This is a genomic window from Oricola sp. (genome assembly GCF_965230365.1).
In the GTDB taxonomy this organism is placed as follows: Bacteria; Pseudomonadota; Alphaproteobacteria; order Rhizobiales; family Rhizobiaceae; genus Oricola.
Genome location: NZ_OZ246003.1, coordinates 2,539,415 through 2,559,255 on the forward strand (window position 1 = coordinate 2,539,415; position 19,841 = coordinate 2,559,255).

18 protein-coding genes are annotated in these 19,841 nt (G+C 60.4%); 9 read left to right on the top strand and 9 right to left on the bottom strand.

The annotated features are described in order from the left end of the window. Positions 1-242 precede the first annotated feature (242 nt). Together glnA and ACO06R_RS12315 are read right to left on the bottom strand one after the other, a co-directional pair. Positions 243-1,649, bottom strand: a complete 1,407-nt coding sequence (glnA, locus tag ACO06R_RS12310) for a type I glutamate--ammonia ligase (RefSeq protein WP_421850127.1) — start codon at positions 1,647-1,649, stop codon at positions 243-245. Positions 1,650-1,703: 54 nt separating this feature from the next. Further along, on the bottom strand, positions 1,704-2,042 hold the full coding sequence (locus ACO06R_RS12315; protein WP_421850131.1) for a P-II family nitrogen regulator: 339 nt from the start codon (positions 2,040-2,042) through the stop codon (positions 1,704-1,706). Between the two features lie 253 nt (positions 2,043-2,295). On the opposite strand from ACO06R_RS12315, the gene ACO06R_RS12320 reads away from it, so the two are divergent. Continuing rightward, positions 2,296-3,780 (top strand): NAD(P)H-hydrate dehydratase, encoded by a 1,485-nt coding sequence (locus ACO06R_RS12320; protein WP_421850134.1) that lies wholly within the window; start codon positions 2,296-2,298, stop codon positions 3,778-3,780. On the opposite strand, the gene ACO06R_RS12325 is transcribed toward ACO06R_RS12320, so the two are convergent. From ACO06R_RS12325 to uvrA, 4 genes are all read right to left on the bottom strand, one after another. Continuing rightward, positions 3,766-4,578: a DUF72 domain-containing protein gene (locus ACO06R_RS12325; RefSeq protein ID WP_421850137.1), complete on the bottom strand. Its 813-nt coding sequence runs from the start codon at positions 4,576-4,578 to the stop codon at positions 3,766-3,768. The two genes, ACO06R_RS12320 and ACO06R_RS12325, sit on opposite strands and share 15 nt — an antisense overlap. Before the next feature lie 77 nt (positions 4,579-4,655). Continuing rightward, positions 4,656-5,144: an Hsp20/alpha crystallin family protein gene (locus ACO06R_RS12330; RefSeq protein WP_421850140.1), complete on the bottom strand. Its 489-nt coding sequence runs from the start codon at positions 5,142-5,144 to the stop codon at positions 4,656-4,658. A 79-nt stretch (positions 5,145-5,223) separates the two neighbouring features. Beyond that, entirely contained in the window at positions 5,224-6,231 is a 1,008-nt protein-coding gene (locus ACO06R_RS12335; RefSeq protein WP_421859364.1) for an NAD(P)/FAD-dependent oxidoreductase, read from the bottom strand. Positions 6,232-6,272: 41 nt separating this feature from the next. Beyond that, on the bottom strand, positions 6,273-9,194 hold the full coding sequence (gene uvrA, locus ACO06R_RS12340; protein WP_421850143.1) for an excinuclease ABC subunit UvrA: 2,922 nt from the start codon (positions 9,192-9,194) through the stop codon (positions 6,273-6,275). Between the two features lie 251 nt (positions 9,195-9,445). On the opposite strand from uvrA, the gene ssb reads away from it, so the two are divergent. Continuing rightward, positions 9,446-9,937, top strand: coding sequence for a single-stranded DNA-binding protein (gene ssb, locus ACO06R_RS12345; RefSeq protein ID WP_421850146.1), 492 nt, complete (start codon positions 9,446-9,448; stop codon positions 9,935-9,937). Positions 9,938-10,000: 63 nt separating this feature from the next. Continuing rightward, entirely contained in the window at positions 10,001-10,366 is a 366-nt protein-coding gene (locus ACO06R_RS12350) for a hypothetical protein (protein WP_421859367.1), read from the top strand. Positions 10,367-10,371: 5 nt separating this feature from the next. On the opposite strand, the gene ACO06R_RS12355 is transcribed toward ACO06R_RS12350, so the two are convergent. The 3 genes from ACO06R_RS12355 to ACO06R_RS12365 all read right to left on the bottom strand — a co-directional run bounded on the left by ACO06R_RS12355 (position 10,372) and on the right by ACO06R_RS12365 (position 13,740). Beyond that, a complete protein-coding gene (locus tag ACO06R_RS12355) occupies positions 10,372-10,998 on the bottom strand; it encodes a MarC family protein (protein ID WP_421850149.1) in 627 nt (208 codons plus the stop codon). A gap of 111 nt (positions 10,999-11,109) precedes the next feature. Then, entirely contained in the window at positions 11,110-12,168 is a 1,059-nt protein-coding gene (locus ACO06R_RS12360) for a hypothetical protein (RefSeq protein ID WP_421850152.1), read from the bottom strand. Between the two features lie 327 nt (positions 12,169-12,495). Beyond that, positions 12,496-13,740, bottom strand: coding sequence for a phenylacetate--CoA ligase family protein (locus ACO06R_RS12365; protein WP_421850155.1), 1,245 nt, complete (start codon positions 13,738-13,740; stop codon positions 12,496-12,498). Positions 13,741-14,056: 316 nt separating this feature from the next. On the opposite strand from ACO06R_RS12365, the gene gyrA reads away from it, so the two are divergent. The 6 genes from gyrA (at position 14,057) to ACO06R_RS12395 (ending at position 19,836) form a co-directional block, all read left to right on the top strand. Next, positions 14,057-16,834 (top strand): DNA gyrase subunit A, encoded by a 2,778-nt coding sequence (gene gyrA / locus ACO06R_RS12370; protein ID WP_421850158.1) that lies wholly within the window; start codon positions 14,057-14,059, stop codon positions 16,832-16,834. A 57-nt stretch (positions 16,835-16,891) separates the two neighbouring features. Continuing rightward, complete coding sequence (locus ACO06R_RS12375) at positions 16,892-17,521, top strand: LysE family translocator (RefSeq protein ID WP_421850161.1); 630 nt, start codon at positions 16,892-16,894, stop codon at positions 17,519-17,521. 208 nt (positions 17,522-17,729) lie between these two features. Beyond that, positions 17,730-18,146, top strand: coding sequence for a hypothetical protein (locus ACO06R_RS12380; protein WP_421850164.1), 417 nt, complete (start codon positions 17,730-17,732; stop codon positions 18,144-18,146). Between the two features lie 42 nt (positions 18,147-18,188). After that, a complete protein-coding gene (gene coaD, locus ACO06R_RS12385) occupies positions 18,189-18,689 on the top strand; it encodes a pantetheine-phosphate adenylyltransferase (RefSeq protein WP_421850166.1) in 501 nt (166 codons plus the stop codon). Positions 18,690-18,706: 17 nt separating this feature from the next. Next, entirely contained in the window at positions 18,707-19,294 is a 588-nt protein-coding gene (locus ACO06R_RS12390) for a peptidylprolyl isomerase (RefSeq protein ID WP_421850170.1), read from the top strand. Positions 19,295-19,329: 35 nt separating this feature from the next. After that, positions 19,330-19,836, top strand: a complete 507-nt coding sequence (locus ACO06R_RS12395) for a peptidylprolyl isomerase (protein WP_421850173.1) — start codon at positions 19,330-19,332, stop codon at positions 19,834-19,836. The last annotated feature ends 5 nt before the right edge of the window (positions 19,837-19,841 follow it).

Here is a 19,841-nt window from a genome sequence, read left to right on the forward strand (position 1 = left end):
AATCCTGTCTGATTGGGAGTAACGTGCCCGTAAAGAGGGCTCGGAAGACATACTGCGCCAAGCAGTTCGCGGATGGACCACATCGTCCGCCTGTAAAGGCGCCGCAAGTATTGGTTAGCGAATCCGCGCCTAAAATAGGGTTAACCAAAACCTCCCAAGCTTTGGGGCGTCTATATTTGAGCCCATAAGAAAACCGGCGGCGCTTTCGCGCCGCCGGTCTAAAACACTGTCCTGACTGATGATCAGCAGGAATAGTACATGTCGAATTCCACCGGGTGCGGCGTGTGCTCGTACGCGATGTTCTCTTCTTCCTTCAGCTCCAGATAGGCTTCGATCTGGTCATCGGAGAAGACGCCGCCGGCTTTCAGGAACTCGTTGTCGGCGCGCAGGGCCGCGATGGCCTCACGCAGCGAGCCGCAGACCGTCGGAATGTCGGCCAGTTCTTCGGCCGGCAGGTCGTACAGGTCCTTGTCCATCGGGTCGCCCGGATGGATCTTGTTTTTGACGCCGTCGAGGCCCGCCATCAGCATCGCGGCGAAGGCGAGATACGGGTTGGCGGTCGGATCCGGGAAGCGGATTTCGACGCGCTTGCCTTTCGGCGAACCGGAGAACGGGATACGGCAAGATGCCGAACGGTTGCGGGCCGAGTAGGCCAGCAGCACCGGAGCCTCGAAGCCCGGGACCAGGCGCTTGTAGGAGTTGGTCGACGGGTTGGTGAAGGCGTTCAGCGCCTTGGCGTGTTTGATGATGCCGCCGATGTAGTAGAGGCAGGTCTCCGACAGACCGGCATAGCCGTCGCCGGCCATCAGCGGCTTGCCTTCGCCCCAGATCGACTGGTGGACGTGCATGCCAGTACCGTTGTCGCCGTAGACCGGCTTCGGCATAAAGGTTGCCGACTTGCCGTATGCATGTGCGACGTTGTGCACGACGTATTTGTAGAGCTGAACTTCATCAGCTTTGAATGTCAGCGTGTTGAACAACATCGACAGTTCGTGCTGGGCAGCAGCCACTTCGTGGTGATGCTTCTCGGTCTTGACGCCCATTTCAGCCAGGACGGTCAGCATCTCGGAGCGGATATCCTGGGCCGAATCGACCGGGTTGACCGGGAAGTAGCCGCCCTTGGTGCGCGGACGGTGGCCGAGGTTGCCGGTCTCGTATTCGGCGCTGGTGTTGATCGGCAGTTCGACGGAGTCGAGCTGGAAGCCGGTATTGTAAGGATCAGCCGAGAACTTGACATCATCGAAGATGAAAAATTCCGGCTCTGGGCCGAAGTAGGCGGTGTCGCCGAAGCCGCCGGATTTCACGTAGGCTTCCGCACGCTTCGCGGTCATGCGCGGGTCACGATCGTAGCCTTCGCCTGAAATCGGGTCGAGGATGTCGCAGAAGATGCCCATCGTCGACTGCGCATAAAACGGGTCCATGTGGGCAGTGTCGGTGTCCGGCATCAGAACCATGTCGGACTCGTTGATCGCCTTCCAGCCCGCGATCGAGGAACCGTCGAACATCACGCCATCGGCGAACATGTCCTCATCGACAACCGCGGTATCGATCGTCAGATGTTGCAGCTTGCCGCGCGGATCGCTGAAGCGAAGATCGAGGAACTTCACCTCATTGTCCTTGATGTTCTTCAGAATGTCACTTGCACTCATTTTTCTTCCCTTTGGTTGAACTGGAAATTGCAGTTTGAAGGAGCGGGTACGCGATCAGATCGCGTCCGCACCGGTTTCTCCGGTCCGGATTCGGACCACTTCCTCGATGCTTGAAACGAAGATTTTGCCGTCGCCGATACGCCCGGTTTGGGCAGCGTTGCGGATGGCGTCCATGGCAGATTCCACCATCTCGTCGCCGACTACGACTTCAACCTTAACTTTCGGCAGAAAGTCAACGACATATTCGGCGCCGCGGTAGAGTTCTGTATGACCCTTCTGCCGCCCGAAGCCCTTGGCCTCGGTCACGGTAATCCCCTGAAGGCCGACTTCTTGCAGCGCTTCTTTCACCTCATCAAGCTTGAATGGTTTGATGATCGCTTCGATTTTCTTCATGTATGCGCGAGCCTCCGGGGACGATGTTGGTCAGACACAAGCAGGTGGCGTGCCAGATCGCATACCCGGCAATGAGTGTTGGACAAGCGCCAATTCCCGCTGCAAAATCCGGCCAGAATGCTGTCCATCTTCGCCGCAGGAGACAAAAATGCGCAAATCGATGGCGCGAAAAACATCACGCTGAGCAAAAAATAGGCAGATTGGGGGCGGTGTGACGATTAAGCCTACTGGCCGGTTCACCGAGGCAGCTGTCATGAGTTGCGCCCAGATGAGCCGGGCCGATAGCTGGACGATTCAAAACGGCTTCGCGTCGGGCTATCAGTTGATGCTGGAAGCTGGTGCGGCGATCGCCGGTCGCGCCATGCAAGAATTCGCAGGTGCCGCGACCATTCATGTCCTCTGCGGCCCGGGCAACAATGGCGGCGACGGCTACGTGGCCGCAACGAAACTGGCGGCGGTCGGAGTTCCGATCCGGATTTATGCACTGGGCGCACCGCGTGCGGGCTCGGACGCGGCCATCGCAAGAAACGACTGTCCGGTAAATGCAGAGGTCTTCCCTGAATTCAGTCCGGAACCACGCGATCTTGTGATCGACGCGGTTTTCGGCGCCGGCTTGACGCGGGAGCTTCCGGTTGATGTCGTTACTGCATTTACAATCGCCCGGGAGGCGCGGTGCCGCGTGATCGCCGTGGATCTGCCAAGCGGCCTGAATGGCGACAGCGGGTTCGATCTCGGTGGAACGCTTCAAGCCGACGTGACCGTCACGTTCTTCAGAAAGAAGCCGGGACATCTGCTCTATCCGGGCAGGGCGTTGTGCGGTGAGATCTTTGTCGCCGATATCGGCGTCCGCGACGGCGTGTTCGAGGGCGAGCCACCGAGCATCTTCGAAAATCAGCCGGTTTTGTGGGCTGGATGGTTGCCTGACAACGCCGACCGGCAGCACAAATACACGCGCGGCCACGTCGGGGTGTTTTCCGGACCGCGCCTGGCATCCGGCGCATCGCGCCTGGCCGCGCTATCGGCGCAAGCCGTCGGGCCGGGCGCGGTGACCATTCTGGGCAGGCCAAGCGCCCTCGATATTCAGGCCGCCCATGTGACGTCGATCATGCTTGCAGTTGCCGAGGCCGGCGACGGGGCTGCAAAGCTGCGCGCCTTGAAAGGTTGCAGCGCCGCGGTGATCGGTCCGGGTTTTCGCGATCTTCGCGAAGCCGCTTCGATTATCGTCTCCCACCTTGCGAACAACCGTGAGCGCCCGATCCCGTTGGTCGTGGATGCGGACGGCATCACTGCGCTTGCCAGGCAGCCGGAGACCTTCTTCGAAGCTGCGGCAGGCAGCGCGCCATCGCTCGCGCTGACACCACATGAAGGCGAGTTCGCAAGGCTGTTTCCCGATCTGGCCGCTGCGGAGGGCATGGCCAAACATGAAAGGGCGCTCGCGGCCGCGAAAACAGCCAATGCGATTGTCGTGTACAAAGGTCCGGACACCGTGATCGCGGCACCAGACGGTCGCGTGGCGATCAACGCGAATGCTCCGCCGGCGCTTGCCACGGCGGGATCCGGAGATGTGCTCTCGGGTCTGATCGCGGGGCTGGCCGCACGCCGAATGCCCCTGTGGGAGGCGGCTTGCGCGGCAGTATGGTTGCATGGTGAGTCAGGCGCGGCGGCCGGGCCGCTTGCTATTGCCGAGGACCTTGTGCCGGCATCCCGGATGGCGCTCGAAAGTCTATTGTCGCGGTGACACTAGGTCCATAAACGCCATGGCGGCATGCGGCGCGCGCGCCTTGCCCTCGTGGATGAAGAAGATGAAGACATCGCGCGGGGTCTTGGCGACGGGACGTTGCGGATGGGCGAGGGGCAGGCCATCGGGCACGTCGCCTCGGGCGAGGCTGCCGGCAATCCCGGCCCAGCGCGCCAGCGCCTCGGGCGCATAGGCCGTCGGGATGCTGTCGTCGCCGGTCTGCAGCCGCAGATAGGCGAAATCGGCGGTAACATCGGCAATCGCCGGATAGGTGAAGTGGTCGGCATAGACGATGGCCGCATTGTAGCGCGCCGCCAGTTCGACAAACTCCGGCACCTTGAAGCTGTCGTGGCGGACCTCCAGAGCATGGCGAAGGGGCACGCCGTTGGAGGATGTGGGCAACAATTCCAGGAAAGCCTCGAAATCGTCGGGTTCGAACCGTTTGGTCGGCGCGAACTGCCACAGGATCGGGCCGAGCTTTGCGCCCAGAACCGAAACATCCTGCGCAAAGAACTTGTCGAGCGAACCACCGGCCTCTGCCAGCACCTTGCGGTTGGTGACGAACCGGTTCCCCTTCAGCGCGTAGACGAAGCCGTCGGGTGCTTCCGCCGCCCATTTCGCCAGCGTTGCGGGTGCCTGGCCGCGATAGTAGGTGGCGTTTATCTCGATGGTCGAAACCTGCCGGCTCGCAAACTCGAGCTGACGCTTCTTTGGCAGGTCCGCCGGATAGAATGTCCGGTCCCAAGCCTCGAATATCCAGCCGCCCATGCCGGCGCGTATCGTTCCTTGCTGCGGCATGGGCGAATAGTCATGCAAACCGGCGCACGTGGCAATCCGTTTCTTGCCACACCCGCGCCGATCAGTCGTGCGACGGACTACTGGTCGATCGAAATCTTGCGTGGGGACGAAACCGCCTCGGCCTTCTTCGGCATGCTGACCACCAGAATACCCTTGTCGAACCGTGCGCTTATCTTGTCGGCATCGACCCGGTCGGGCACCGGCATGGACCGCTGGAACGAACCGTATGAACGCTCGGTGATATGGACATCGTCCTTTTCCTCGTCGCGCTCGTGCTTCTTCTCGCCTTTCAACGTGAGTACGCCGTCGCGCACGCTCAGATCGACATCGTCCTCGACCAGGCCAGGCAGTTCGGCGGTCATGACGATCGTGTCGTCATTTTCGGTGACATCGATTGCAGGGCTCACTGCGCCCGCCGGCATCCGGGCCCAAAGGTCGCGCATCGCAGGTGTTCGGCGGTCACCGCCGAAGAACCCACCCATCAGGTCGTCCATTTCCTTGCGAAAATCGTCAAACATGCCCGTTGACCACATCGTGGGCAGATTGCTTTTCGATTTCTCGGCCATGACTTGCTCCTTTCCGTTTCCAAAAAGAGGAAAGCGGAAGAATCCTAGTCATATGGCCATTTGCGCGCGTTGATTGCCGTCAATTGGCTTGCGGCATCCGGCCCTTCGGCCTGTAGAAGCGCTGCATCAATCTCAGCGGAACGCCACCCAGAGAGTAATGCGTGATGCCGGCGCGGGTGTAGACACCATCGCCGCAGATCGCTGCCGCTGCCATCATGCCGCTTTCGATCGCCGGCCCGATCCCTTCGCCGAGATCGATCGAGGCAAGGCCGGCACTGTCACCGATCAGGAAGCAATTGTCGCGGCGCACGTCACCCTCATAGGCGAACATGAAGTAGGGGTGCCCGGTCGCCTTCATCGAGCCGGCCGTCTTTTCGTCGAGCAATCCCTGGACGACCAGGTCGCCGAGAAAGTCTCGAAAATGGTCATGAATGTTCGTGCCCGAGTTCTTGAAGTACTTGCTCTTGCCGCCGAGCCCGATGTTCACGTGACCATTGCCCTTCGGTACGAACCAGGCGTAGCCTCGCAATCCACGCCGGAAGAAGTAGAGATGACAGCGATCCGACCGCTCGGGGAGGGGGAACTCTTTCTCCAGCGTCGCGATCTGCAGAGATTTCCGGGGTGTGCCATCGAACAGATTGCGCCGGACCGGACACATCGTGCCGCCGGCACCGACGAGATAGCGGCAGCGATAGGTATCGTCGATGACATAGCCTTCTCCATCGCGGACGATCGCCTTGACGGCGTGTTTCTCGACAGGCGCGCGCGATCGTTCAAGCAACCAGTGATCGAACTCGGTGCGCCGTATCGAATAGTTTGCCGCCGGTGTCGGAAACCAGTTCAGCCCGAACGGGATTTTCGGAAAATAGGTGCGGATGTCGAGTTTCAGGATCGGGTGCGGATACCCGTCCAGCGTCTCGCCGAGATCGTCAACGGCCTTCTGCGTGATCCACCCGGCGCACAGCTTCAGACGTGGAAATCCCGCCTTGTCGAGCACAAGGACATCCTGGCCCCGTTTGACCAGTTCGGCTGCACAGGTGCTGCCGGCCGGGCCGCCACCAACGATGATTGTTTCGGCATAGCGCATCGCCAAAGTTGAACACCGCGCCGGGCCGTTCCGTCAACCGGCTACTCGGCGGCCTCGATCCGTTTTTGCGGCCGCCGGTCCAGCAGCTCTTTCAAGAACCGGCCGGTGTAGGACCGCTCTTCGTGGACTACATCCTCGGGGCGTCCCACGGCCACGATCTCGCCACCGCCGTCGCCACCTTCCGGTCCGAGGTCGATGATCCAGTCGGCTGTTTTGATGACTTCAAGATTGTGCTCGATGACAACAACCGTATTGCCGGCATCGACCAATTCGTGCAGCACATCGAGCAGCTTGGCGACGTCATGGAAGTGCAGGCCGGTTGTCGGCTCGTCGAGGATGTAGAGCGTCCGGCCTGTCGCGCGCCGCGACAGTTCCTTTGCGAGCTTGATGCGCTGCGCTTCGCCGCCCGACAGGGTCGTCGCCTGCTGACCGATCTTGATGTAGCCGAGGCCGACCCGGTTGAGCGTCACCAGCTTGTCGCGCACCGCAGGGACCGCGGCGAAGAACTCCACACCTTCCTCGACGGTCATGTCCAGGACATCGGAGATCGACTTGCCCTTGAACAGCACTTCCAGCGTTTCACGATTGTAGCGCTTGCCATGGCAGACATCGCAGGTCACGTAAACATCCGGCAGGAAGTGCATCTCGATCTTGATGACGCCGTCGCCCTGACACGCTTCGCAGCGGCCGCCCTTGACGTTGAACGAAAAACGGCCCGGCTGATAGCCGCGCGCCTTGGCCTCCGGCAATTGCGCGAACCAGTCGCGGATCGGCGTGAACGCGCCGGTGTAGGTCGCCGGGTTGGAGCGCGGTGTGCGGCCGATCGGCGACTGGTCGATATCGATGACCTTGTCGAGGAACTCCAGCCCTTCGATGCTGTCGTGCTCGGAGGGCACTTCGCGCGCGCCGTTGATGCGCCGCGCCGCCGCCTTGTAGAGCGTCTCGATCAGGAAGGTCGATTTGCCGCCGCCGGAAACGCCGGTCACGCAGGTGAATGTGCCGAGCGGAATCTCGGCCGTCACGTCCTGCAGGTTGTTGCCGCGCGCGCCTGACACCGTGATGGCGCGGCCTTTCTTGATTTCGCGCCGTTCTTCCGGCGCGGGGATCGCCAACGCACCGGAAAGATACTGCCCCGTCAGCGAGGCCGGGTTGCTCATGATTTCGCCGGGTGCGCCGGATGCGATGATCCGCCCGCCGTGGACGCCGGCCTGCGGGCCGATGTCGACAACGTGGTCGGCGGACAGGATCGCGTCCTCGTCATGCTCGACGACAATCACCGTATTGCCGAGATCGCGGAGATGCCGAAGCGTGTCCAGCAAGCGTGCATTGTCGCGCTGGTGCAGTCCGATTGATGGTTCGTCGAGCACGTAAAGCACGCCGGTCAGGCCCGAACCGATCTGCGACGCCAGCCGGATACGCTGGCTTTCGCCGCCGGACAGTGTTCCCGAATTTCGCGACAGTGTCAGGTAATCCAGGCCGACGTCATTCAGGAAACGCAGCCTTTCGCGGATCTCCTTGAGGATGCGGTGTGCGATTTCGGCCTGCTTCTCGGAGAAGCTTCCTTCGACTTCATCGAACCAGCGAACCGCATTGCGGATCGAGAACTCGGTCACCTGCGAGATGTTCAACCCGTCGATCTTGACCGCCAGCGCCTCCGGCTTGAGCCGCTGCCCGTTGCATCGCTCGCATGGCGTGGCCGACATGTAGCGCTCGATCTCCTCGCGCGCCCATGACGAGTCTGTTTCTTTCCAGCGCCGCTCCAGATTGGGAATGACGCCCTCGAAGGTCTTGGTCGTCTTGTAGGACCGCAAGCCGTCGTCATAGACGAAATCGATCTGCTGCTTTCCGGTCCCGTAGAGGATCGCGTCGCGGGCCGCTTCGGGCAGAGACGACCACTTGTCGGTGATCTTGAAACCGTAGGTCTTGCCGAGCGCCTCGAGCGTTTGCTTGTAGTAGGGCGAACTGGATTTCGCCCAGGGCGCGATCGCGCCGTCATGCACGACAGCATCGCGATTGGGAACAACCAACGCGCGGTCGATCTTCTTCTGCACGCCAAGCCCGTCGCAAGCCGGACACGCGCCGAACGGATTGTTGAACGAAAACAGCCGAGGCTCGACTTCCGGGATCGTGAATCCCGAGACAGGACAGGCGAACTTCTCCGAGAAGACGACACGTTCGTGCGTTTCGTTCTTCGACTTGTTGACGGCATCCGGGCCGGTATCGTCTGCGGGCAGGGGCTTGTCGGCGAACTCCGCGACCGCAAGACCGTCGGACAGGCCAAGCGCCGTCTCCAGGCTGTCGGCCAGCCGTGAGACGATACCGTCGCGCACCACGACACGGTCCACGACGACATCGATGTCGTGCTTGTATTTCTTGTCGAGCGCCGGCACGTCGGCTATCTCGTAGAACTCGCCATCCACCTTGACCCGCTGGAAGCCCTTCTTCATCAGCTCGGCGAATTCCTTGCGGTACTCACCCTTGCGGCCACGCACGATGGGCGCGAGAATGTATAGCCGGCTGCCTTCGTCGAGCGTCATCAGCCGGTCGACCATCTGGCTGACGGTCTGGCTTTCGATGGGCAGTCCCGTCGTGGGCGAAATCGGGACGCCGACCCGCGCGAACAGCAGGCGCATGTAGTCGTAGATTTCGGTGACCGTGCCAACCGTGGAGCGAGGATTGCGCGATGTCGTCTTCTGCTCGATTGAGATGGCAGGCGACAGTCCGTCGATCTGGTCGACATCCGGTTTCTGCATCATCTCCAGAAACTGACGCGCATAGGCAGACAGGCTCTCGACATAGCGCCGCTGGCCTTCCGCATAGATCGTATCGAACGCCAGCGAAGACTTGCCCGACCCCGACATGCCGGTCATCACGATCAGCTTGTCGCGTGGCAAATCGAGGTCGACATTCTTCAGGTTGTGCTCGCGGGCACCCCGGACTGAAATGTACTTCTGGTCTGTCATGGATCGTGCCTGATGCGGTTGGCCGCGTATCACTCCCATTTAAGCGATGGGTCCGAGATGTCGAGACGAAGACGGTTACTCTGCTGACTTTCCCCGACTCGCGAAGTACGCTTGACAAGCGTGTCGCACGCGCACTAGAACAATACAAGAACAAAAAGACCCTGTGGACAGAGCCGCCGCATGTGGAGCGCGTCGGCGCGCTTGTTTAGGGTCAGCGGCGAATTCGATTATTCTTGCGGGAGTCGCGCGTCATGGCGGGTAGCGTCAACAAGGTCATTCTGGTCGGTAATCTCGGGGCGGATCCGGAGATCCGGCGGCTCAATTCCGGTGAACCGGTCGTCAATCTGTCGGTAGCGACCTCCGAACAGTGGCGCGACAAGAGCAGCGGCGACAGGCGGGAACGCACGGAATGGCACCGTGTCGTGATCTTCAACGACAACCTTGCCAAAGTCGCCGAGAACTATCTGAAGAAGGGCAGCAAGGTCTATATCGAAGGCCAGCTGCAGACCCGCAAGTGGACCGACCAGAACGGTCAGGACCGCTACACCACGGAAATCGTGTTGCAACGGTTCCGCGGCGAATTGCAGATGCTCGATAGCCGCGGTGAAGGCGAGGGCGCCTATGGCGGCGGTCAGCAGCGTGTGAGCGGCGGCTATGGCAACGACCGTGGCGGATCGTCCGGTGGTCAGCAGTCGGGCGGCAATGACTTCGTTCGCGACATGGATGACGAAATCCCGTTCTAACCCCTGATTGGAGCGACCTTGTATCCACAGTCTCGCTCAAAGAGGGATCGAACCGCCGCCTTGGTGGTAACGATCAGCCTGGCGGCGATCCTCCTGTCGCTGACGCAGGTGTTTGCCGGCGAGGCTGATGTCGTGGATGCCGGGGGTCGCATGGGCGCCGACGGTACATGGCGTTTCGACGTGACGGTCAGGCATGATGACGCCGGCTGGGACCACTACGCCGACAAGTGGGACATAGTCGGTCCTGACGGGACCGTATATGGCGAGCGCGTGTTGTTGCATCCGCACGACAACGAGCAGCCGTTTACCCGGTCGCTCGGTGGGGTGCATATTCCCGACAGCATCGATACGGTCACGGTCCGGGCGCATGACAGCGTGCATGGCTATGGCGGCAAGACACTGGAAGTCGATCTGGATGCGTTGCGCTAGAGCGATCAGGCGGCGATCAGCGCCTTGACGCCATCGGCGACGAACTGGACGGCAAGCGCCGACAGGATGACGCCCAGCAGACGGGTCAGCACGGTGCGCCCCGTATTGCCAAGCAGACCCTCGACCCGTTCGGCGAGCAGGAACACGCCGTAGGTCAGCAGGACGATCGACAGGATAATCCCGATCAGAGCCGCACGACCGCCAATGCCTTCGAACTGGCCCGACAACAGAATGGTCGCCGAGATGGCGCCTGGCCCCGCGAGCAGCGGAATGGCGAGGGGAAACACCGACACGCTATGAATCTCGTCCTGCGTCATGGCGCGCCGCGCTGTGTTTTCATGCCGCTCCTGGCGGCGCTCGAAAACCATCTCGAACGCGATCCAGAACAGCAGCAGTCCGCCAGCTACGCGAAACGCCGCTAGTGTCACCCCAAAAAGGGCCAGGATCAGCGTCCCAGCAATCGCAAAGACCACAAATACGCATGCCGCGATCAGCGTCGCGCGCAATGCCACCTGCCGCCGCTCGGCGCGGTTCATGCCCGCGGTGATCGCGAGAAACAGCGGCGCCAAGCCGGGCGGATCGATCGTAACGAACAGGGTCACGACGGCGTTGATGAGCAGATCGGCATCCATGGCTGTGCCTATAGATCAATCGATAAGCGGCGCAAGCACATATGATCCGGTTTGAGGCTGGTCAGGCGGGAATGCGACAAGCGGCACTTCGAAATCGCGGCATCTTTCCCGTCAGAACCTGTGGCGCATGCTGAAAGAGAGCGTGTATGTGGTTTCCGCATCAAAGCTGATGTCCGGATCACGCAGTTCGAAATTGCCCGGCGACACCTCGACGGAGTCGGGCCGGAAGACTTTCGGGCTGCGTATCAGTCCGTGCTGGATTCCAGCGTCGACCTGTGCCGACCAACCCGTCGCGAAGTCGACACCGACATGTCCCGAAACTGATCCGTAACCGCTGGTGCTGGAGCCCTTCAGATTGGCGTGATTGTAGCGATCGATGCTGCCCAGTCCCTCTGCAGACAGGGTATCCACTGCGTTCCAGCGATTGAACGATAGACCGCCGCGGGCTGTGATCCCGGTTCGGAGGACGGCGCCATTCTTAAGTGGCCAGTCCTGGCCAAAATCGACACCGAGATAGGGTATGACACCGTTGTCTTCGACGTCCGTGAAGTATCGCGCATTCAGAATGCCGTTCACGCCGAATGCCGGGAAGGAAGCATCGACGTTGTGGCGTATGTCCGTGTTCCGTCCGGCAAGGTGCAGCCCGGCGAGCCCGGCAATGGACAGACCGGCACGAGGCGCAAAACTGGACGGCGTTTCCGTTATCCAGTACCGACCTAGACGCGTTTCGAGCTTTAGATAGGTCTCCTGGTAGTCAACCCCAGCGTTACCGGTGATGTTCCCCGGCGAGTTCACAAAAGAGCCGAAAGCGTCTCCGACCCCCGGTATGCCAAAATTGTCCACGGAACCGTTGAATGCCGATCGGCCTTCGACGCTCACCTGGCCGACTTCAACAGACAAGCCGGCGAAGTCGCGGTAAAAACCGGGCTGTATGTCGCCCTGCCGGTCGAGCCATTCCTTGACTGATGGCCGGTTCGTGACATCGACGCCTCCGTAGTAGACCCTGCCTTCGGCAGAAACCTCAAGCTGGAACGCCGGATTGATCAGGCCGCCGGTTGCCGTTTCGCCAGCGAAGCCCGAGATGTTGTATTTGGCTCCGCCGACGAAACCCACCCCGGCATAGGGCGTGACCTCGAAGTCGCCGAAGAACATCTCGGCAAATTGGGCCAAGCCCAGGCCCGCTCCACTTCCAGCGTTCGCCGGATTGCCTTGTGTTTGAGAAAAGGCCGGAACCGCTGCCATGGAAACGATCGATCCTATGGCAATGACTGAAGCCGTGGATTGTAGCCGAGACAGGCGGCCATGCCTGCGATGCGCCATTCGATACCCCTTCTTCGTCTCTCTGCGGAGCCGTTTCTTGCATGTTAGTAAACGCAGATAACGTAAGGGAAGTCACGATGGCTGCAATTTATGACGTTGGGGAAAAAATTGTCTCCGACTGTGGCACTATTGTCGCAGTTGCAGCCTGTCAGGTTCGGGTCAGTTGCGCGCGGGAAGTCAGAACATGCGCCGTGTTCGCGCGAATTTTCCCGATACGGTCCGCGAAATGGCATCCACCGGTTTCACTCGGATAACGACGCTTTCGTGCAGGTCTCTTCGGGCGATTCTTGCGAGCGCTTCCAAGTCCGGCTCCCCGGTGCGCGCCGGATCGGGTACATATCGGAGTTCAACATCGGTCGGCTGATGTTGAACAAGCTGGTACTGTAGCAGCGGTACTGCGGCCTGGAGATCGGACATCGCGATGTTCGCGAATCGGTGACTGCCATCCGCATAGTGGAACATGTCGCGCGAACGCCCGCCGATTGTCCGCAGCCGTGGCGACGTGCGTCCGCAACCGCAGCGGCCTGCAGCCATTACGCCTCGATCTCCTATGCGATACCTGATCAGCGGCATGACGGCATTGTGAAAGGGCGTTATCAGTATGTCGCCTTCTGTACCGGCAGGCACCAGTTTACCATCCTGGTCTGCAATCTCCAAGTGTACGGCGCCGGACACCGTGTGATAGTCGCCCGATACCGGGCATTGCAGCGCAATGTATCCGGTTTCTTGCGCCGAATATGCATCAACGACGCGGGCGCCGAGATACTCGGTGATCGCCATTCGCTGATCGTCGAGAACGGCTTCTCCAAATGTCAAAACCGCCTCGATACCAAGTCGCCGGGCATCGGCGCCCATGACCAGGGCTATTTCGGCAGCGACGCTGGGATAGGCGGTAAGATAGGCCGGTTTTCGGTGTTGCAGCCAGTCGATCTGCTGGTCGGTCGACGTCTCTTGCGAGAGTGTATGCGATAGCGCCCCCGGGGCGTGAAGCGACCAGCCGCGTGTGGTCTTGCCATCAGGAAACGTCAGCTCCGGATCCTTCGAATAGCGAATTGTGGCAAGTGGCTTTCGCGTGTCGAGCTCGCCCAGCGCGATCAACCTTTCATTGATGCAAGCTGCCATCAGAAGCGAAGAGCGTGTCTTGGCTGCAAGAAACGGTTTGCCGGTGGTGCCGGATGTGGCGCTCCATTCGAACGGCTTCTGTGCATCGGGAAGATCGTTGTCGAACTTGTCGTCGCCGCATGCGATTAGCTCTTCCTTGGTCAGCACAGGAATGTCCGTCCAACGCGTGAAGTCGATCTTTCCGTCCCTGCCAAAAACCGGATCGAGACGATCCTGGTAGAGCTTTACGTATTCGCGCGCGCGGCAGAGCACCATGGCAAGCAGTGCTTCCTGGTAGGAGCGCAGGTCTTTGCGGCTCATGGCGTCGCATTTTTCAAGTTGCGCGATTATGTTTCTCGGATCGAGCATTGCTACATCTTCAACTGCGGAACGCGCACGGTCCAGTCTCTCCTTGCACTCGGTGGCCGAAACCCTATCTGGTCGACAGCGTGCGCAACTGAAAGGCGGATGGTGGCAACATCTGCGCGGGCCTGTCTGGCGGCGCTACCGGAATGACATTGATGATCATTGTACATGGGGTGGAAAAGCCGGTAGGAACGGGTGCGGTTATTCGCTTTTTGAAATGCGATCCGCTAGTCTCGCGGGAATGATTCTCAACAGCTAAAGCCAGACAGATTTGAGCGACGAAACACCCATTTCGGGTTCGGACGGCGGTTCCGGCATCGAACCCGTCTCAATCCTGGAGGAAATGCAGCGGTCTTATCTCGATTACGCGATGAGCGTGATCGTGAGCCGCGCGTTGCCGGATGTGCGCGACGGCCTGAAGCCGGTGCATCGGCGCATTCTCTATGCCATGCATGAAGGCGGTTTTCACTGGAACCGCAAATACGTGAAATCTTCGCGTATCGTCGGCGATGTCATGGGTAAATATCACCCGCATGGCGACGCGGCGATCTACGACGCGATGGTGCGCATGGCCCAGGACTGGTCGCTGCGCGTGCCGCTGGTCGACGGGCAGGGCAATTTCGGTTCCATTGATGGCGATCCGCCGGCCGCGATGCGGTACACCGAATCCCGCCTTGAAAAAGTCGCCCACGAACTGCTGGAGGACATCGACAAGGAAACAGTCGATTTCCAGGACAACTACGACGCGTCGGACCGCGAGCCGATGGTGCTGCCGGCGCGTTTCCCGAACCTTCTCGCCAACGGTTCGGGCGGCATCGCGGTCGGCATGGCGACCAACATCCCGCCGCACAATCTCTCGGAAGTCATAGACGGCTGCATCGCCCTGATCGACAATCCGGCGATCGATCTGGTCGAGATGATGGGCATCATTCCGGGGCCGGATTTCCCGACCGGCGGCATCGTACTCGGCCGAGCCGGAATACGCTCCGCCTACGATACGGGCCGCGGCTCGATCGTCATGCGGGGCCGCGCCGCAATCGAGCCGATCCGCAACGATCGCGAGGCCATCGTGATTACCGAGGTTCCCTACCAGGTCAACAAGGCGGGGATGATCGAGAAAATGGCCGAACTGGTGCGCGAGAAGCGCATCGAGGGCATCTCCGATATCCGCGATGAATCCGACCGGCAGGGTTACCGGGTCGTCGTCGAACTGAAGCGCGACGCCGTCGCTGACGTTGTGCTCAATCAACTCTATCGCTTCACGCCGCTGCAGACTTCGTTCGGCGCCAACATGGTGGCGCTGAATGGCGGCAAGCCGGAGCAGATGACGCTACTCGACATGCTGCGCGCCTTTGTGGCGTTCCGCGAAGACGTCATCAGCCGGCGTACCAAGTTCCTGCTGCGCAAGGCGCGCGAGCGGGCGCATGTGCTCGTCGGCCTGGCGATCGCCGTTGCCAATATCGACGAGGTGATTGCACTCATCCGCAATGCACCCGATCCGGCGACCGCGCGCGAGCAATTGATGAGCCGCCGCTGGCCCGCCCGCGATGTGGCCCCGCTGATCGCGCTCATCGACGACCCGCGCCATGGCATCGATCCCGAAGACAACACCTACATGTTGTCGGAGGAACAGGCCCGCGCCATCCTCGATCTGCGCCTGCAGAGGCTGACAGCACTTGGACGCGACGAGATTGCTGACGAACTGAACAAGATCGGCACCGAAATCCGAGATTATCTGGACATCCTGTCGTCGCGCGCCCGTATACAGGGCATCGTCAAGGATGAGCTGTTTGCGGTGCGCGACGAATTCGGCACGCCACGACGCACCGAACTCGCCGAAGGCGGTCCGGATATGGACGACGAGGACCTGATTGCCCGCGAGGACATGGTGGTCACCTTCAGCCATCAGGGCTACATCAAGCGTGTTCCGCTCGATACCTACCGGGCGCAGCGTCGCGGCGGCAAGGGCCGCTCGGGTATGGCGACCAAGGACAAAGACTTCGTTACCCGGCTATTCGTTGCCAACACGCATACACCGGTGCTGTTCTTCTCGTCTCGCGGCATCGTCTATAAAGAGAAGGTCTGGCGCCTCCCGATCGGGACGCCGCAATCGCGTGGCAAGTTCCTGCGCAACATGCTGCCGTTGCAGGAAAACGAACGCATTACGACGATCATGCCGTTGCCGGAAGACGAGGAAAGCTGGGCCGAGCTGGACGTTATGTTCGCGACGACGAACGGCACCGTCCGCCGCAACAAGCTGTCGGACTTCGTCCAGGTCAATCGAAACGGCAAGATCGCGATGAAGTTCGAGGATGACGGCGGCGAGATCCTCAATGTCGCAACCTGCTCGGAACAAGACGACGTCCTGCTCACGACCTCATTCGGCCAGTGTATCCGCTTCGCCGTTCCGGAAATCAGGGTTTTTGCCGGCCGCAACTCAGTCGGGGTGCGCGGTATCTCGCTTGCCGAGGGCGACCGGGTCATATCGATGACCATCGTCGGTCATGTGAACGCCGAAGCCTGGGAACGCGCCGCCTATCTCAAGCGCTCGACCGCCGAACGCCGCGTTGGCGAAGGCGAGGGTGACGAGGATGTCATCGAACTGGTCGGCGAGGTTGTCGAAGGCGAGGGCGAACTCTCAAACGAGCGCTATGAGGAATTGCAGTTGCGTGAGCAGTTCATTCTCACGGTATCGGAGTTCGGATACGGCAAGCGGTCTTCCTCCTACGATTTCCGGACATCGGGACGCGGCGGCAAGGGCATCCGTGCGACCGACACGTCCAAGACCGATGAAATCGGTACGCTCATCGCCACTTTCCCCGTCGACGACGGCGACCAGATCATGTTGGTGGCGGATTCCGGTCAGGTCATCCGCGTGCCGGTGGACGGTATCCGCTTCGCGTCGCGCGCGACGAAGGGTGTTACTATCTTCAACACCGCCAAGGGCGAACGGGTGGTATCGGTTGAGCGCATCCGCGAGCCGGAGGAAGAGGGCGACGCCGACGACGGCGAAACCATCACAACGGACGAACCTCCAGAAAACGCGTGACAGCCGTGATGTAGCGTGTCTTTGCTTGCCGGGAAACCCGGCAAGAAAGGTACGCTCATGTTCATCGATCCCGCAGCATGGTTCGCTTTCGCGGTCGCGAGTTTCATCATCGTAATCGTCCCGGGGCCGTCGGTAACGGTGATCATCGCGAATTCACTGCGCGCGGGAAGCAGCGCCGGAATGTCGAATGTCGCCGGAACGCAGTTCGGCATACTAACCATGATTGTTGTTCTGGCAGCCGGCCTCAACGTTGTGGTGACGGTGGTCGGCGAGGCGTTTGTTTTCCTGAAAATCGCCGGTGCGGCCTATCTGATCTGGCTCGGCTGGAAGATGTGGCGATCTGATGGAACACTTGGCGAGGCGGACGAAACTGCGCGGCTTCGGTCCTGGTGGGGCTATTTCTGGCAGGGTTTTCTGGTCATCTGGTCGAACCCGAAGGCGCTATTCCTGTTCGGCGCCTTCATCCCGCAATTCGTCTCGACGTCCGACAGCGCGTCGGCTCAGACGATTGTCCTCGGGTTGACATTCATGCTGATCGCGACCGTGTGCGACAGCCTCTACGCGATAGCGGCCGGCAAGACCGGCGGATGGCTGGACCGGCGCAATATCCGCTTGTTGGAGAGGATCTCCGGCACTTGCCTGATCGGTGGGGGCATCTGGATGCTGGTGACGCGCCGCGCATCTTGATTCCGGTTGCAGGGTTTAGGCCTGGTGGCGCATCGATGCGATGGAAAAACCGGCGGTGACGATCATCATGGAGAAAGCGAACAGTGCGATCATGGTTGGGCTCCTTGTTTGTTGAAGCCACAGAACCGGATTTTCCAACGCGGCGATGTGCGATCCGTCACATGTTCTGTTATCCTGTTGGCGGGGCGTCGTTACCAAGGAGGCAGCAATGTTGCCGCGTACGACCGGAAACCTTCTTCTGGCACTGTCGTTAATCTCGATGGTCATGGCGCCGCGCGCGGCATGGGCGACAGGCGAGATCTTCTGCCAGGCGACTGACGGGTCTGGAGCCTCGATCGATATCGGTATTGGCAGGGTGCCGTTTCTCGCAGTTTTGGATGCCACGGCGACAGACGGCCATACGGTGTGGTCGACCAATTCGACCGGGACGCAGATACCAATCATTTTTGCGCAGGGCTTCATGGGCAACCGACAGGTGCTCGCCGACTTTTCCGACCCGAATGCTGAACGCATTGTCGTGTCGCTTCGCCTTTTTCAGGCCTCGGGAGACAAGCAGTTCGCCGAGGCAGGCGTTCTCTCTTTTGAAGGCACGTCCGTTTTTCCGGTTGTTTGCGAGAGCGGGTAAAGCGGCTTTTCCGCTCGCGCAAACTGGGTTACACGCTTGGCCATGGCTAAGCACATTGCTTTTTATCCGGGTTCGTTCGATCCGTTGACCAACGGCCACATCGGTATTCTCGATGCGGCGCTTCAATTGTTCGACCAGGTGGTGGTTGCCATCGGCATCCACCCGGGAAAGAAGGGTCTGTTCGATTTCGATGAGCGCGTCCGACTGATCCGCGAATCGGCATCCGCACTCGAACTGGATTCCGGGCGGCTGGACATCGTCAGTTTTTCCGGGCTCGCCGTCGAGGCGGCCCGCGAACACTCTGCCGTCGCCATCATTCGCGGCCTCAGGGACGGGACCGATCTCGATTACGAAATGCAGATGTCGGGCATGAACGGCATCATGGCGCCGCGCATCCAGACTGTGTTCCTACCGGCCCATCCGCATGCGCGCTTCATTACCGCCACATTGGTTCGCCAGATAGCCGCAATGGGTGGCGATACATCGCCCTTCGTTCCGCCGGCGGTCCACGAGGCGCTGCGCGAAACCTATCGCAAATCCTGATATCAACGGAGATTCAGATGCTTATCTCACGACGCGCCATTTTGGCCGCAATGGTCTTCGCTGCCGGTTTCGGCGCTTCGGTGCCGGCAATGGCCGATGACGAGAACACCATGATCATCTCTCTGGCCAATGGTGATGTGAGCATTCGCCTGCGTCCCGATCTCGCGCCTCAGCATGTCGAACGCATCAAAACGCTGGTCAGGGACGGCGAGTACGACAATGTCGCGTTTCACCGTGTCATCCCGGGTTTCATGGCGCAGACCGGCGATGTCCAATTCGGTGATATGGAAGACGGTTACGATCCACGGCGCACCGGCACCGGCGGATCGAAAATGGGCGATCTTCCGGCCGAGTTCACCGCAGAACCATTCGTTCGCGGCGTCGTCGGAATGGCCCGGGCACAAAATCCGAACTCGGCCAACTCGCAGTTCTTCATCGTGACCGACAATGCCGAGTTCCTGAACGAGCAGTACACCGTATTCGGCATAGTCGAATCGGGCATGGAGCATGTCGATAAGATCAAAGCCGGCACACGTGCCAACAACGGTATCGTCGCGTCGCCCGATCGCATGATCAAGGTTGTCATTGCCGCCGACGCGCAATAAGCCCGGCTCAACCGGAAACACGAAAGGAATTATCGATGTCGTATGACGATCCTGAAAACACGCTGGTCATGGAAACCACCAAGGGCAAAGTGGTCATCGCCATGCGGCCCGATGTTGCGCCCGGCCACGTCGAGCGGATCAAGGAACTGGCGCGGGCGGGCGAGTATGACGGCGTCGTCTTTCACCGCGTGATCGAAGGTTTCATGGCGCAGACCGGCGACGTGAAGTTCGGCAACAAGAACGGCGCATCGTTCAACCCGGCGCGCGCCGGCATGGGCGGTTCGTCGAAGCCGGATCTCAAGGCTGAATTCAACACCGAAAACCATAGCCGCGGCGTATGCTCCATGGCACGCGCGCAGAATCCGGATTCGGCCAACTCGCAATTTTTCATCTGCTTCGAGGACGCGTCGTTCCTTGACCGTCAGTACACGGTCTGGGGCAAAGTGATCGAGGGCATGGAGAACGTTGACCAGATCAAGCGCGGCGAACCGGTCAGCGATCCGGATTCGATCGTTTCGATGAAAGTTGCCGCGGACCTCTGACCGCT

Bases quoted from the DNA above. Each gene is read 5' to 3' on its own strand.
- glnA (WP_421850127.1), bottom strand. From the start codon at position 1,649: ATGAGTGCAAGTGACATTCTGAAGAACATCAAGGACAATGAGGTGAAG.
- ACO06R_RS12315 (WP_421850131.1), bottom strand. From the start codon at position 2,042: ATGAAGAAAATCGAAGCGATCATCAAACCATTCAAGCTTGATGAGGTG.
- ACO06R_RS12320 (WP_421850134.1), top strand. From the start codon at position 2,296: ATGAGTTGCGCCCAGATGAGCCGGGCCGATAGCTGGACGATTCAAAAC.
- ACO06R_RS12325 (WP_421850137.1), bottom strand. From the start codon at position 4,578: ATGCCGCAGCAAGGAACGATACGCGCCGGCATGGGCGGCTGGATATTC.
- ACO06R_RS12330 (WP_421850140.1), bottom strand. From the start codon at position 5,144: ATGGCCGAGAAATCGAAAAGCAATCTGCCCACGATGTGGTCAACGGGC.
- ACO06R_RS12335 (WP_421859364.1), bottom strand. From the start codon at position 6,231: ATGCGCTATGCCGAAACAATCATCGTTGGTGGCGGCCCGGCCGGCAGC.
- uvrA (WP_421850143.1), bottom strand. From the start codon at position 9,194: ATGACAGACCAGAAGTACATTTCAGTCCGGGGTGCCCGCGAGCACAAC.
- ssb (WP_421850146.1), top strand. From the start codon at position 9,446: ATGGCGGGTAGCGTCAACAAGGTCATTCTGGTCGGTAATCTCGGGGCG.
- ACO06R_RS12355 (WP_421850149.1), bottom strand. From the start codon at position 10,998: ATGGATGCCGATCTGCTCATCAACGCCGTCGTGACCCTGTTCGTTACG.
- ACO06R_RS12365 (WP_421850155.1), bottom strand. From the start codon at position 13,740: ATGAGCCGCAAAGACCTGCGCTCCTACCAGGAAGCACTGCTTGCCATG.
- ACO06R_RS12375 (WP_421850161.1), top strand. From the start codon at position 16,892: ATGTTCATCGATCCCGCAGCATGGTTCGCTTTCGCGGTCGCGAGTTTC.
- ACO06R_RS12380 (WP_421850164.1), top strand. From the start codon at position 17,730: ATGTTGCCGCGTACGACCGGAAACCTTCTTCTGGCACTGTCGTTAATC.
- coaD (WP_421850166.1), top strand. From the start codon at position 18,189: ATGGCTAAGCACATTGCTTTTTATCCGGGTTCGTTCGATCCGTTGACC.
- ACO06R_RS12390 (WP_421850170.1), top strand. From the start codon at position 18,707: ATGCTTATCTCACGACGCGCCATTTTGGCCGCAATGGTCTTCGCTGCC.
- ACO06R_RS12395 (WP_421850173.1), top strand. From the start codon at position 19,330: ATGTCGTATGACGATCCTGAAAACACGCTGGTCATGGAAACCACCAAG.